Source organism: Streptococcus sp. AM28-20 (assembly GCF_003603595.1).
Lineage (GTDB): Bacteria > Bacillota > Bacilli > Lactobacillales > Streptococcaceae > Streptococcus > Streptococcus ilei.
On record NZ_QTNK01000001.1, the window covers coordinates 329,985 to 344,289 of the forward strand.

The window sequence follows — 14,305 nt, forward strand, 5'->3', positions numbered from 1 at the left end:
CATGACTCCTATCGAACGAATCCAAGAGATGGAAGGCCATCTCAACGCCTACCAAGGTTTAATCGAAGAGCTTGAAGCATGTTTGCGACGAGTAGAAGCAGGCCAGTCTAGCTATATCGCCCTTCGCGATTACTACACTAGCCAGGTCTATATGGACGATGTCGAACTGTCTAATCAGCCAGACTTTCCTGAAGAGGTCTACTGTGGTGTCTTATCCGAAGATGCCGTCTACGATTTGTTGGACGAGCATTACCAAAAGGCAGTGGAGATGCTAGACCTTGCGACCAAGATGTTAAAAGAACGATAAGAACACAAAAAAACTCCGGTTTCCCGGAGTTTTCAGATTGAAGATAAAGTCTTCTGAAAAACTTTCCTTAGGTGAAATTATCCAGTGGATGATTTCAGCAATCAAGGAAGTTCCATGACTAAATCAAGATACAAAGGGCGTCCGCGGATAAAGTCAAAATAGGAAGTTTGACGCAGAATCTTTAGATTCTAGGAAGACTTATCTTTTTGACACGATTCTTAGCCCGTGTTCAATTCGTTTTGAGCCCCTTCGCTCTTTCATTTCTGGGCTCAGGCTAAAACAGTTTCCTAAACTGTTTTACTCTCAATAATTCTGAGTACCTGAAACAGATTCTGTTTCAGGTACTTTTGTCACTGCGGAAAGAAAAATATTATTAAAAGATAGTGAAGAAAACAGTAATATAGTTGCGAAGTGCTAACTTTATATATTAAGCGTTTACAATTACAACTATATAGTGTAGAATATAATTATTAAAAACACTACTTGTAGTAGTATTATTTGGGAGGTTCTTATGAACAAAAAAGTTAAAAAGGTTTTAGGTTATGGACTGGTGAGCTTAATGCTATGTGGTCCAGTGTTAGTTAGTAAAGTTGGCGCGGAAGAATCTGGATCTATCCAAACCACAGTTCAATTTAAAAATCATAAAGATGGTAGCCAGTCAGTTATAGGTAAGACAACGCCAAATACTAGATTAAGAATTGGTTATGATGGTACGGTAGAGACTGTATCCGATGGAGAAGGAAATTATGAATTGAAGATCCCAAGTGAGAGTGCTTTTAAGAATTATGAAAGGTTTACAATTTATAAAATTAATTCTGATGGAAACTCACGTTATGATACGGATGGTGTTGCAGATACTGAAGCTCCAAGTATTCCAGATTTTCATCTTATTGCAGGAGATAAAGTTATCAATGGAGAAGCAAATTACAATGATAGAGATGGAAATGCAACATTTAAAATAATTTTACCAAATGGAGATACTAAGGAGACTTCTACTGATTCTGAAGGAAGATGGGAATTCGAACTACCTGATGTCGGTCCAGGAGAAAAGATTAAAATCATATCAAGTGATAATGCAGGTAATACTTTAGAAAAAGAAATTATAGCATCAGAAGTTGAAGCGCCAGAAGTTGAAAAAAATATTCAGTTTAGCCCCAATTATCAACAATTATCAGGACGTACCTATCCAAATTCTACAGTATATGTTTTATTACCAGATGGTACTAAATTATCTGCGGAAACAGGGGATAATAGTTATTATTCGATAAATATTCCTGAAGAACACTATTTTTATAAAGGTGAAGGAAAAGCAGAGGTCTGGGTTTCAAAAAATAATAAATTTGAATCAAAAAAAATAGAAGTTGAAGGCTTTTCTGATGATGAGTCTAATTCGAATAGTGGTGTAAAGGAATTAAGTGGTACTTTATTTGTAAGGAATGATAAAAGCCAAAAATTTATGGGGTTCTCAACTACTTTTCCAAAAAATGTGTATTCATTACTTGAACTACCTGATGGATATGTAATAGAAGGTAGAACAGACGAAGCTGGATGGATAAACTTTAATATCCCAGCGGAACATGCACTTAAGAATGGTGAAAAAGGTGTTATTACTTTTAAATCTCCAGGTGGAGTTTTTAAAAACGAATTTACTGCTTATATTGTTCCACCAAAAATTGGAGTGGTAAATAATGTCATAGAAGGAAACAATACAATTGGAGGATTAGTTAATCATAATATAACGGATGAAAATGCACTAAATGAAAAATCAAAAGTTTTAATCATTCATGTAATACTTCCTAATGGGACAGAACGTTTAGTTGAACCTGATAGTAAAGGAAATTGGATTTTATCAACCCAAGTATTAAAAAAAGGAGATGTCTTTAAAGTATTCACAGAAGATACAGTAGGTAATTTATCAGACTCCTATATTATTAAAGTTGGAGAGACTCCATCAGTGGTGAAACCAGAAAATAATAATAAAGAAGAACAAAAAGTAAATAGCGAACAAGGTACAAATAACGAAACTGAGAAGAAAAGTGAAAGTAAAGAAAAAGGAAAAACGGAAGTTAAACCTATTGAAGAAAAAGTAACATCAAGTTCTCAGACTAGTCAAAAAGGAACAAGTAAAGAGACTGATTTGAATAACACATCCAGTGATAAAACTTTAAACTCAAACTCTAATGTTTCAAAAGATAAGCAAACTACTTCTAATAGTGATCGTAAAGAGAACAATGGTACAGTAGTAGGTGAGAAATCTAAAACTGGATATCCTAATAATACGAATTCAGGCTTAACTTCTTCTGTTCAGAAAGTCCAAGGTAAGCAAAACAAGTCATTACCAAATACTGGTACAGTAAATCATTTATTTGCTATGATTTCAGGCCTTGTTTCATTTATAGTTGGATCAGTCATTTTTAGACTGAAAAGAAGCAACTAACAAGCACACAAAAAAAACTCCGGTTTCCCGGAGTTTTTTTGATTGATTAGTGTGATACACGACGGCGTGCTGCTTTTTTACGATTTTCTTCGATGAAAGCTGCTTTTTGTTCTTCTGGCTCGATGACTTTCTTCTTGAAAGTGTAAACTGCACCTGCTACAGCAGCGACAGTACCAGCAACACCAGTAACAAAACCTTTACCAAATCCTTTAGCCATGAGAATTTCTCCTTTTTAGAACTTTAAATTTTTATGTTATAATATATGGTAACGAAAAAATGCGATTTTTGCAAGGAAAAACGATGAAAAATAAGATAATTGTGATAGTGGGGCCGACCGCTGTTGGAAAAACAGCCCTCGCTATCGAGTTGGCCCAGCGCTTTCAGGGCGAGGTCATCAGTGGGGACAGTCAGCAAGTCTACCGCACACTAGATATTGGGACAGCCAAGGCTAGTCCAGAAGAGCAGGCGGCGGCTCCCCACCATCTGATCGATGTCCGTGAGGTGACAGAGACCTACTCGGCTTATGATTTTGTCAAAGAAACCAGCCAAGCCATCGAGGAGATTCAAGAACGGGGCCATCTCCCCATTATTGCTGGAGGGACAGGTCTCTATGTCCAAAGTCTCCTAGAAGGTTATCATCTAGGAGGGGACGTTGCCCACGAAGATATCCTAGCCTATCGGGAGTCATTGTCTCCTCTTACGGACGAAGAACTGTTTGAGCTAGCAGCGAAAGAAGGAATGGAGATTCCGCAGATCAATCGTAGACGGGCCATGCGGGCTTTGGAGATCGCCCATTTCGGTCAGGACTTGGAAAATCAAGCTCCAGCCTATGAGACCTATATGATCTGTCTAGACGATGATCGCCAAGCCTTGTATGACCGCATTAACCGACGGGTGGATCTCATGGTTGAGCAAGGCTTGTTAGAAGAAGCTAAATGGCTCTATGATAACCATCCTGAGGTTCAGGCGGCTAAGGGGATTGGCTACAAGGAGCTCTTTCCTTATTTTAAGGGAGAGCAAAGTTTAGAAGAGGCTCTAGAGCAGCTCAAGCAAAACACGCGCCGCTTTGCCAAGCGCCAGTTGACCTGGTTCCGCAATCGGATGACGGTCCATTTTTACCAGATAGGAGAAGAAGGCTTCAAGGAGCGGGTTCTTCAAGATATAGAAAGATTTTTAAATGATAGAAACTGAGAAAAAACAGGAGCGGGTCCTCATTGTCGGGGTCGAACTCCAAGACATGGAAAACTTTGACATGTCCATGGAGGAGTTGGCCAGTCTAGCCAAGACAGCCGGAGCTGAAGTAGTCGGTGTCTACACTCAGAAGAGAGAGAAGTACGACAGTAAGACCTTCGTTGGCTCCGGAAAGCTAGAAGAAATTGCTCAAATGGTTGATGCTGATGAGGTTTCGACAGTTGTCGTTAACAACCGTTTGACCCCACGACAAAATGTGAATTTAGAAGAAATTTTGGGTGTAAAGGTTATCGACCGGATGCAACTCATCTTGGATATATTTGCCATGCGGGCTCGGAGCCATGAAGGCAAACTCCAGGTTCATCTGGCCCAACTCAAGTACCTTTTGCCTCGTCTTGTGGGTCAAGGGATTATGCTCAGCCGACAGGCTGGAGGGATTGGTTCCCGTGGCCCAGGGGAAAGTCAGCTGGAGTTAAACCGCCGGAGTGTCCGCAATCAAATCACCGATATTGAGCGTCAACTCAAGGTAGTTGAGAAGAACCGAGAAGTGGTTCGAGAAAAACGCCTAGAATCCTCTGTTTTTAAGATTGGCTTGATTGGCTACACCAATGCAGGGAAGTCAACCATTATGAATGCCTTGACCAGTAAGACCCAGTACGAAGCAGATGAACTCTTTGCGACCTTGGATGCCACAACCAAGAGTATTCATCTAACAGGCAATCTACAAGTAACCCTGACAGATACGGTTGGCTTTATTCAGGACTTGCCGACAGAGCTGGTGACCAGCTTTAAGTCAACCCTAGAAGAAAGTAAGAATGTGGATCTCTTGGTCCATGTCATCGATGCCTCTGATCCCAACCATGAAGAGCATGAAAAGACAGTCCTTCAGATTATGAAAGATTTGGAGATGCTGGATATTCCACGCTTGACCCTCTACAACAAGGCCGACAAGGTCGAGGACTTTACCCCGACTCAGACACCTTACCGCCTGGTTTCAGCCAAGGATCCCGATAGTCGGACTAAACTTCAGGACATTCTACTTGAAAAGATGCAAGAGCTCTTCCAGCCCTTTACGATTCAAGTACCTTTTGAGCAAGCCTACCGGATCCATGAGTTGGAGACCATGGCCATTCTGACCGAGCGTTCCTATGAGGAGACTGGCGAGGTCTTAACAGGCTACATCGCCCCGAAAAATGCATGGAGACTAGAGGAGTTTTATCATCATGGATTATCTTAACCTCGCCCTCAGCTATGGAGGCTATACCAGTCTAGACAAGGTCTATTTAGATCGGATCTTGGCGGGATTGACAGAGGAGCAGAAGCTCCAGTTTATTACACCACCACCGAGTGTGATCAATGCCTACTTCGCTGAGCTCTACCAAAAAAAGAGCCCAGAAGCTGCAACTGACTACTATGAACAAGTCACTGAGGCCTTTGATCTCTATCAGACACATCCCAGCTTTGAGGAGGAGAAACCCTTTGTCCGTCTCAATCTTTCGGGCAAGGCCTATGGTTTTTGCTACCGAGAGAAGGGACTGGCTCAAGTATTTGCCCAGCAAGCAGAAGCCGTCAGCATGGACCTTTTGTTTGAGATCGCGCAAATCTTTCCTCACTACCTCGTCTATGAAGAGGAAGGCTTGATCTTGATGCGCCTTGTTAGTGAACAAGAGGTAGTCGAGACCGAGGAATTGTCAGCTTTGTCGAATCTCGAAGAGCTGGCAGATGGGACCATACGTCTATCTGGTTACAACCAGGACGAATTGGTTCAATTAGCCACTGCCTATCCTGGGAAAATCGCTGTTCGATCGAAGAATCGGACAGCTATGATCTATATTAGTTAGAAAGTATACAATGGAAATTCAATTTTTAGGAACGGGTGCGGGACAACCGTCCAAATCTCGTAATGTCTCTAGTCTAGCCCTCAAACTCCTGGATGAAATCAATGAAGTTTGGCTCTTTGACTGTGGGGAAGGGACGCAGAACCGAATATTAGAAACCAGCATCCGTCCTCGAAAAGTTAGCAAGATCTTTATCACCCACTTACACGGGGACCATATCTTTGGCTTACCAGGTTTCCTATCTAGCCGCGCCTTTCAGGCCAATGAAGAGCAGACTGATCTAGAGATTTATGGACCGGTCGGGATTAAGTCCTTTGTCTTGACCAGTCTTCGGGTTTCTGGTTCCCGCCTGCCTTACAAGATCCATTTTCATGAGTTCGATGAAGGTTCACTTGGGAAAATCATGGAGACCGATAAGTTCACGGTCTATGCCGAGGCCTTGGACCACACCATTTTCTGTGTCGGCTACCGGGTCATGCAGAAGGATTTGGAGGGGACCCTCGACGCAGACAAGCTCAAGGCAGCAGGGGTTCCATTTGGACCACTCTTTGGCCAGGTCAAAAATGGGCAGGATGTTACCCTGGAAGATGGCACCAAGATCATTGCGGCGGATTATATCTCAGCCCCTCGACCTGGTAAGATCATCACCATCCTGGGCGATACCCGCAAGACCAATGCCAGCGTCAGACTTGCCGTCAATGCAGATGTTCTCGTGCATGAGTCTACCTATGGCAAGGGCGATGAGAAGATTGCTCGTAAGCACGGCCACTCGACCAATATGCAGGCAGCAGAAGTGGCGCGTGAAGCAGGGGCTAAACGCCTTCTACTCAACCATATCAGTGCCCGCTTCCTTTCCAAGGATGTCAGCCAATTGCGCAAGGATGCTGCGACTGTGTTTGAGAAGGTCCATGTGGTCAAGGACTTGGAAGAAGTGGAGATCTAAGATGCGAATTATCATCATCACAGGAGCGAGTGGAGGCTTAGCCCAGGAAATGGTCAAGCTCCTTCCTGAGGACCGGCTTATTCTCTTAGGCAGAAATCAAGAAAAACTAGAACAAGTCTATGCTGACCATCCTCAAGCCGAATGCATCGGGATCGATATCACAGATTCCTCAGCTGTCCAAAAGCTCGTAGAAGAGCTCTATCAGCGCTATGGACAGATCGATGTCTTGGTCAACAATGCAGGCTATGGGATCTTTGAGGCCTTTGATTGCATTTCTGACCAGCAGGTGCGAGAGATGTTTGAGGTCAACACCTTTGCCCTCATGAACCTCTCACGCTTGATTGGTGCCCGCATGAAGACAGCAGGCAAGGGGCACATCGTCAATATCGTCAGCATGGCGGGCTTAGTTGCAACTGCTAAATCTAGCCTTTATTCAGCAACCAAGTTTGCGGCCATTGGCTTTTCAAATGCTCTGCGTTTAGAGCTGATGCCCTTTGGTGTCCATGTGACGACGGTCAATCCGGGTCCAATTCGGACTAGTTTCTTTGACCAGGCAGATCCTGATGGGACCTATGTCAAGGCTGTAGACCGCTACATTTTGGAGCCTGACTTTGTTGCCAAGAAGATTGTCAAACACTTTGGAAAAGCAAAACGCGAGCTCAATCTTCCTTGGCTTTTGAACCTGACCCACAAGCTCTATACCCTTTTCCCACGCATCTCGGACAAGCTAGCCAGCAAGATGTTCAATTTCAAATAGGAGGAGCTAGATGGCCGCAAATATTCAAGCTTATTTAGAAAATCTCCAGCAACCCTGGGGACAGATCTATTATGATATCCTTTTTGACCAATTAAAAGACATCAAAGGTAAGCGGGTCCTTGATTTTGGCAGTGGCTTTGGACTGGTGGCCAACCACCTAGCGAAAGACAATGAGGTCCTTGCTGTGGAGCCCAATGAGGAAATGGTGGCCTTGCGGGTCCAAGACCATCCCTACCAGCAATTCGTCGGGAGTCTGGATCAGTTGGCAAGTCTTGAAGATGCCAGCTTTGAGGTCATCATCTGCCACAATGTCTTGGAGTATGTAGAGGATCGCGAGTCTGTCCTCAAGGCATTCACCCGCCTCTTGAAACCAGGAGGCCTGCTCTCCATCGTCAAGCACAGTGAAGTTGGCCGCGTCCTGCAGACCGTTGTTTTTGAAAATGATCCTCAGAAGGCGCTTGATCTCTTAGCTGGTCATGATCTGGAAACCCACTCCATGGGCTTGGCCCAGGCCTATGATCTAGATAGAGCAGTAGAAAATCTAGCCCTCAAAGTTCAGGACTACCAAGGGATTCGTGTCTTTTATGCCTTACAGGACAATCGCTTCAAGGGTCAAGAAGGCTGGCGAGAGTCCATGCTCAAGATGGAACTGGCCGTTTGCCAAGAGTCCCCTTACCGGGATATCGCCTTCTTCCAGCACTATAGGTTAAAAAGGAGTTAAGATGTTAGAGTACAAACAAGAGATTCCAGGGATGGCAGACCTAGTCGCACTCTATAGCTCTCTCGGCTGGACCAATTATACCAACAACCCAGTTATGCTGGAAGAAGCTGTCAAAGCCAGTCTCTGGCAATTGGCCGTTTATGATGAGAAAGATCTCGTCGCCTACATTCGCTTGGTAGGAGATGGCCACTCTGTCCTCTTGGTGCAGGACCTCTTGGTGCGACCAGATCACCAGCGCCAAGGCATCGGAAAGAAACTCTTAGAAGATGCTTTAGCAACTTTCCCCCATGTCTATCAACGGCTCCTTGTCACGGAACGTAGCGAGAAAAATTTAGCCTTTTACCAATCCCTGGGCTTTGTCGAACTTTCAGAGCAAGCCTGTACGGGTATGATCTATAAAAATTGATGGAGAGAGAGTGGGACAGAAGTCCTAGCCTCTCAATTGTCTTTGGATTGTCGAGCAAGCGCAGTGGTTGAGTGGGCTCTACTACGCTGATTTCATCAGCTTTTACAACCCTACTCAACTGTGCGGAGGTGGGACGACGAAATCGAATTCTAACGAATGACCGTTTTCTGTCCCACTCTCTGTCTTCATTTTCTTCTGTAAAATCTTTTATCACATTTGATAAAATGATTCATGATATAATAAATAGACTAGATGACAGGGAGAAAAGATAAACAGATGATCACGTCAAAATATGAATGGCAGTTTGCTGCGCCCTTTTCAGATGATACGTTTTTGGCGCAAGCAAAGAAGAGAGGATTAGAAGCATCCGCAGCCAAGTTACTGGGAGAACGAGGGATCCAGTCGGAAGAAGCGCTGGATCGTTTTCTAGAACCGCGGCTAGAAGATATCCATGATCCCTACCTGCTTCACGATATGGACAAGGCAGTGGATCGGATTTGCCAGGCTATTGAAGACTATGAACAAATCCTAGTTTATGGAGACTATGATGCAGACGGGATGACGGCTGCTTCTATCATGAAGGAAACCTTGGAGCAGATGGGGGCGGAAGTAGTAGTATATCTACCCAACCGCTTTACAGATGGGTACGGTCCCAATGCCAGTGTCTACAAGTACTTTATCGAACAGCAGGGGATTTCCCTCATCATCACGGTAGACAATGGAGTAGCTGGACACGAAGCCATTGACTTAGCCCAAAGCATGGGAGTAGATGTCATTGTGACGGACCACCATTCCATGCCAGAAGTCTTACCCGATGCTTATGCCATTATTCACCCGGAACATCCAGATGCCGATTACCCTTTCAAGCATCTAGCAGGCTGTGGGGTTGCCTTTAAGTTGGCCTGTGCCCTTCTAGAGGAGGTGCCTCTAGATTTTCTAGATTTGGTAGCCATTGGGACCATTGCGGATATGGTCAGTTTGACAGATGAAAACCGCATCTTAGTCAAGTATGGCCTAGGTGTCCTTCGTCAAACCCAACGGATCGGCCTTCAGGAAATGCTCAAGTTGGCCTCCATCGCCCCTCAAGATGTAAATGAAGAAACGGTTGGTTTCCAGATTGCCCCTCGTCTCAATGCCTTGGGTCGCTTGGATGACCCTAATCCAGCGGTCGAGCTCTTGACAGGATTTGACGACGAAGAAGCGCTAGAGATTGCGCTGATGATTCAAGCCAAGAACGAAGAGCGCAAGGAGATCGTGCAAGCCATCTATGATGAGGCCAAAGCTATGGTCGATCCAAGTCTTCCTGTTCAAATCTTGGCCAAGGAGGGTTGGAATTCTGGTGTCTTAGGGATCGTGGCAGGTCGATTGCTAGAAGAGCTCCATCAGCCTATCATTGTCTTGACTATTGACCAAGGCAAGGCCAAGGGCAGTGCGCGAAGCCCAGAAAGTGTCCATATCTTCGAAGCCCTGGATCCCCATCGTGAACTTTTTATCGCCTTTGGGGGCCATGCGGGTGCAGCTGGTATGACGTTGGAAGTAGATAATCTTCCTCGCATGACCGAGATTTTTTCTGATTATATTCGTGAAAAAGGGATTGACCTGACGGCTAAATCCACTCTCTTCGTAGACGAGGAGTTGGACCTTGAAGAGCTGACCTTGGATACCTTAAAGAGCTTTGATCGTCTAGCACCTTTTGGGATGGATCATAAGAAACCAGTCTTCTACATTCGTGATTTCCAAGTGGAGTCTAGCCGGACCATGGGGGCAGGAAATAGCCATCTGAAGTTGAAGATTCAAAAAGGAAATGCCCGATTTGATGTGGTGGCTTTTGGTCAGGGTCATTTGGAATTGGAATTCTCCCAAGCGAAAAATTTGGAGTTGGTGGTATCCTTGGCCATCAATCAATGGAATGGACAGACCACCCTGCAATTGATGGTGGTGGATGTCCGTGTAGAAGGAGTACAGCTTTACAATATCCGAGGAAAGAATGCTCCTCTCCCACAAGCTATTCCGCTCTTTAGTCAATTAGAAGGAAGAGTAGATTCAGCCGCCATTGTCATCGATCGCATACCGGATGACCTGGCTGACTTGAAGGCCCTTTTCCAAGAACAGAGCTTCCAAGCGGTCTATTTTAAGAATCAACTAGATAAGGCCTATTATCTGACTGGCTACGGTAGCCGGGATCAATATGCCAAACTCTATAAGACACTATATCAGTTCCCTGAGTTTGATATCCGACATAAGCTGAGCCAACTATCTGACTACCTCAAGATTCCACAGGTTTTGTTGATCAAAATGATCCAGATTTTCCAAGAATTGGGCTTTGTTCAGATTGAAAATGGCATCATGACTGTCAACAAGGATGCGGAGAAGAAGGAGATTACCTCTAGTTCCATCTATCAGGACTTGGTGAAGACGGTCAAAGACCAAGAGCTCATGGCTCTAGGATCTGTGCAAGAAATCTATGATTATTTAACAGGATCGATTTAATGAACAAGAAGAAAATAATCCTCTGGCTCAGTCCTTTCCTGCTTTTTGCCCTCTATTGGCTGGGGATCTACTTGAGTTTGAGAAACCCCATGGAGGAGATTAACTACGCTGAAAATGGTGGGTGGATGCGCTATGTCATGTTTAGGCCCTTTACAGAAACGATCGGAAGTGATCGCATCTGGAAGGAAGATGAAGGATTTCAAATGTATCCCTATTCAGATGACATCGTTGGTGGTCAAGAAGAGCTATCCGTCATGATGTTTCGAGACAGTTCTGAATGGGTTTATTGGTATAAATATCAGCTAAACGAAAATGATTATGTTCGTATGTTCTTCGAATATGATTCTACAAATAAGGTTTTTCTCCAAAGGGAAGTCTATCTTTATGCGGATGATCAAACAGTTAAGGGGAGTGATTTTCTAAAGAAACTTTCTACCTACGGCAAAGACCGCACTTGGCTTCGAAACCAAAGCAAGAAGGTCGCCGAACAATACATCCTTGGTACTTGGTTTAAGAATGGAAGCTCGCGTTATTCCTTGAAAAACTTAGGAGATATGAAAATTAAGTACAACAAATTGATAGAAGAACAGTAAAAGGATCTTCTAACATTTATTATCCCGCATCTTTTTCAGGTGTGGGATTTTTTCTTTTGCTACAGGTGTTTGGGAAAATGATTTAGTAAAAAATGATGCACGTTAGTAGAATTCATGGTATAATGGAATGTAAAAAATTTTTTATGAAAGAAAGTTAACCATGAATTTAAAAGATTACATTGCAAGCATTGAAAATTATCCACAAGAAGGGATTACCTTCCGTGATATCAGCCCTTTGATGGCAGATGGCAATGCTTATAGTTATGCGATTCGTGAAATCGTTCAATACGCAACGGATAAGAAAATCGACATGATCGTCGGCCCTGAAGCGCGTGGCTTCATCGTTGGATGTCCTGTTGCTTTTGAGTTGGGAATTGGATTTGCGCCTGTTCGTAAGCCTGGCAAGTTGCCACGTGAAGTTATCTCAGCGGACTACGAAAAAGAATACGGTGTGGATACCTTGACTATGCACGCTGATGCCATCAAACCAGGTCAACGCGTCCTCATCGTCGATGACCTCTTGGCAACAGGTGGTACAGTTAAAGCAACCATCGAAATGATTGAAAAACTCGGTGGGATCGTTGCAGGTTGTGCCTTCTTGATCGAGCTCGATGATCTCAAAGGCCGCGAAGCTATCGGAGACTATGATTACAAGGTCTTGATGCATTACTGATATAGTTTATAGCTATATCTAGATAGAGAAAAACCATAATTGAAAACTATATGCTCCTGTCTTATAATAAGAGGTAACAACTTGTAAGATGGGAGCTTTTTATGCCAATTACCTTAGATAAGAAATTACCAGCAGTTGATATTCTTCGCTCAGAAAATATTTTTGTCATGGATGATATTCGGGCAACTCACCAAGATATTCGTCCTATGAATGTTCTGATTTTGAATCTCATGCCGACTAAGGTAGCAACTGAGACTCAACTGTTACGCCTCCTAGCCAATACTCCCTTGCAGATTAATGTTGATTTCCTCTATATGACTAGCCATGAGTCTAAGACGACAGCAGCAGAGCATATGGAAATCTTCTATAAATCCTTCGAGGATATTAAAGAGAACTATTATGACGGCTTGATCATTACTGGAGCTCCGGTTGAGAAATTAGCCTTTGAGGAAGTGGATTACTGGGAAGAGTTAACAAAGGTCTTTGATTGGTCTAAACGCCATGTCTTTTCGACCTTGCATCTTTGTTGGGGTGCCCAAGCTGGTCTCTATTACCGCTACGGCATTGAAAAAGTAGCTCTGTGCGACAAGCTATCTGGGATTTATGAGCAAACCGTCCTGAATCCACAGAACCGTTTGATGCGTGGTTTTGACGATGCTTTTTTGGCCCCTCATTCACGTTATACGGATGTCCCCCTCAAAGAAGTGCTAGAAAAGAGCAATTTGCAAGTCTTAGCTCAAGGCAGTGAAGTAGGACTATCGATCCTGGCCAGTCCAGACCTTCGAGAGGTCTATAGTTTTGGCCATTTGGAATATGACCGTGATACCTTGGCCAAGGAATACCAGCGGGATGTGAAAGCAGGCTTGAATCCAGATCTTCCCAAGAATTATTTTGATCAGGATGACAGCAGTCGTGACCCTCGGATGCGGTGGAACTTAGCGGCAGCCAACTTCTTTAGTAATTGGATCAATTATGCAGTTTACCAAGAAACTCCTTATCGTTTGGAGGAGTTAGAAAAAGATATTTCATTTTATGGTTACCTATAAAGGGGTAGTATGACATATTCACAAGCATTTAAGTCGGGCAATTTGGTCTTACCAAGTGCCTTACTTTTCCATTATCAACACTTATTTAAAGACGCAGAGGATTTTCTGGTTTGGCAGTTCTTTTATTTGCAAAATACGACCAATCAATCCAGCCTCACGCCGAATCAAATTGCAGATGCGATTGGCAAGTCTGTCACAGAAGTGAACCAGTCCATGTCTCGCCTGACCAACCAAAGTTTACTCCAATATCGGACTATTGAGCTAGATGGAGAGATTGAAGTTCTTTTTGATGCGACTATTGCCCTCGAACGCCTGGATGACTTGCTTCAGAGTAGGACAGATGCGTCTCAGCGTGGGCAAGACAAGCAGGCAGAGAATGAACTGGCTGATTTGGTCAAAACATTTGAGCAGGAGTTGGGCCGTTTATTGACTCCATTTGAAATCGAAGATTTGACACAGACAGTCAAACAGGACCAAACGGATCCAGACATTGTTAAGGCTGCCTTGAGAGAAGCTGTCTTTAATGGCAAGCCTCACTGGAAATACATCCAGGCCATCCTGCGCAATTGGCGACGTGAAGGCATTACTAGTTTGACACAATTAAAAATCAAACAGCAAGAGCGGGAAGCTCTTCAGCCTGAAAATGTCACTGTTTCAGATGATTTCTTACAGGCCATGGATTTATGGAAAGATTAAAAGAGAGTGGGACAGAAATCGGTAATTCGATAGAATTCGATTTCGTTGTCCCACCTCCGCACAGTTGAGTAGGGCTGTAAAAGCTGATGAAATCAGCGTAGTAGAGCCCACTCAACCACTGCGTCTTGCTCGACAATCCAAAGACAATTGAAAGGCTAGGACTTTTGTCCCAGCCTCTTTTTATATTGACGAAGTATTTATTGTATT

Annotated in this window: 15 protein-coding genes; 14 read left to right on the top strand and 1 reads right to left on the bottom strand. The window is 43.8% G+C overall.

The annotated features are described in order from the left end of the window. The first annotated feature begins 1 nt into the window (after nucleotide 1). Together DW738_RS01685 and DW738_RS01690 are read left to right on the top strand one after the other, a co-directional pair. Nucleotides 2-307 (top strand): DUF4298 domain-containing protein, encoded by a 306-nt coding sequence (locus DW738_RS01685; RefSeq protein WP_117744135.1) that lies wholly within the window; start codon nucleotides 2-4, stop codon nucleotides 305-307. Between the two features lie 511 nt (nucleotides 308-818). Next, nucleotides 819-2,744 (top strand): LPXTG cell wall anchor domain-containing protein, encoded by a 1,926-nt coding sequence (locus DW738_RS01690; RefSeq protein WP_117744136.1) that lies wholly within the window; start codon nucleotides 819-821, stop codon nucleotides 2,742-2,744. Nucleotides 2,745-2,790: 46 nt separating this feature from the next. On the opposite strand, the gene DW738_RS01695 is transcribed toward DW738_RS01690, so the two are convergent. After that, the gene (locus DW738_RS01695) at nucleotides 2,791-2,961 is read right to left on the bottom strand and encodes a DUF3042 family protein (RefSeq protein ID WP_003002781.1); all 171 of its coding nucleotides are present in this window, start codon (nucleotides 2,959-2,961) and stop codon (nucleotides 2,791-2,793) included. An 83-nt stretch (nucleotides 2,962-3,044) separates the two neighbouring features. On the opposite strand from DW738_RS01695, the gene miaA reads away from it, so the two are divergent. The 12 genes from miaA (at nucleotide 3,045) to DW738_RS01755 (ending at nucleotide 14,098) form a co-directional block, all read left to right on the top strand. Beyond that, complete coding sequence (miaA, locus tag DW738_RS01700; RefSeq protein WP_123160168.1) at nucleotides 3,045-3,935, top strand: tRNA (adenosine(37)-N6)-dimethylallyltransferase MiaA; 891 nt, start codon at nucleotides 3,045-3,047, stop codon at nucleotides 3,933-3,935. Next, on the top strand, nucleotides 3,922-5,172 hold the full coding sequence (gene hflX, locus DW738_RS01705) for a GTPase HflX (protein WP_023022938.1): 1,251 nt from the start codon (nucleotides 3,922-3,924) through the stop codon (nucleotides 5,170-5,172). The genes miaA and hflX overlap by 14 nt, the downstream gene beginning before the upstream one ends. Then, nucleotides 5,159-5,776 (top strand): cystathionine beta-lyase, encoded by a 618-nt coding sequence (locus DW738_RS01710; protein WP_123160169.1) that lies wholly within the window; start codon nucleotides 5,159-5,161, stop codon nucleotides 5,774-5,776. Before hflX ends, DW738_RS01710 begins: the two co-directional genes overlap by 14 nt. Before the next feature lie 10 nt (nucleotides 5,777-5,786). Next, nucleotides 5,787-6,716 carry a ribonuclease Z gene (gene rnz / locus DW738_RS01715; protein WP_123160170.1) on the top strand — a complete coding sequence of 310 codons (930 nt, stop codon included), beginning with the start codon at nucleotides 5,787-5,789 and terminating at the stop codon, nucleotides 6,714-6,716. A 1-nt stretch (nucleotide 6,717) separates the two neighbouring features. Continuing rightward, entirely contained in the window at nucleotides 6,718-7,473 is a 756-nt protein-coding gene (locus DW738_RS01720) for an SDR family oxidoreductase (protein ID WP_123160171.1), read from the top strand. 10 nt (nucleotides 7,474-7,483) lie between these two features. Beyond that, nucleotides 7,484-8,194, top strand: a complete 711-nt coding sequence (locus DW738_RS01725) for a class I SAM-dependent methyltransferase (protein ID WP_123160172.1) — start codon at nucleotides 7,484-7,486, stop codon at nucleotides 8,192-8,194. A 1-nt stretch (nucleotide 8,195) separates the two neighbouring features. After that, the gene (locus DW738_RS01730; protein WP_123160173.1) at nucleotides 8,196-8,600 is read left to right on the top strand and encodes a GNAT family N-acetyltransferase; all 405 of its coding nucleotides are present in this window, start codon (nucleotides 8,196-8,198) and stop codon (nucleotides 8,598-8,600) included. A gap of 276 nt (nucleotides 8,601-8,876) precedes the next feature. Next, nucleotides 8,877-11,090 carry a single-stranded-DNA-specific exonuclease RecJ gene (recJ, locus tag DW738_RS01735; RefSeq protein ID WP_165852118.1) on the top strand — a complete coding sequence of 738 codons (2,214 nt, stop codon included), beginning with the start codon at nucleotides 8,877-8,879 and terminating at the stop codon, nucleotides 11,088-11,090. Continuing rightward, nucleotides 11,090-11,683: a TipC family immunity protein gene (locus tag DW738_RS01740; protein ID WP_123160175.1), complete on the top strand. Its 594-nt coding sequence runs from the start codon at nucleotides 11,090-11,092 to the stop codon at nucleotides 11,681-11,683. The genes recJ and DW738_RS01740 overlap by 1 nt, the downstream gene beginning before the upstream one ends. A gap of 160 nt (nucleotides 11,684-11,843) precedes the next feature. Continuing rightward, the gene (locus DW738_RS01745; protein ID WP_123160176.1) at nucleotides 11,844-12,356 is read left to right on the top strand and encodes an adenine phosphoribosyltransferase; all 513 of its coding nucleotides are present in this window, start codon (nucleotides 11,844-11,846) and stop codon (nucleotides 12,354-12,356) included. 101 nt (nucleotides 12,357-12,457) lie between these two features. Continuing rightward, nucleotides 12,458-13,402 carry a homoserine O-succinyltransferase gene (gene metA, locus DW738_RS01750; protein WP_123160177.1) on the top strand — a complete coding sequence of 315 codons (945 nt, stop codon included), beginning with the start codon at nucleotides 12,458-12,460 and terminating at the stop codon, nucleotides 13,400-13,402. Nucleotides 13,403-13,411: 9 nt separating this feature from the next. Further along, nucleotides 13,412-14,098 (top strand): DnaD domain-containing protein, encoded by a 687-nt coding sequence (locus DW738_RS01755; protein WP_123160178.1) that lies wholly within the window; start codon nucleotides 13,412-13,414, stop codon nucleotides 14,096-14,098. Nucleotides 14,099-14,305 lie beyond the last annotated feature (207 nt).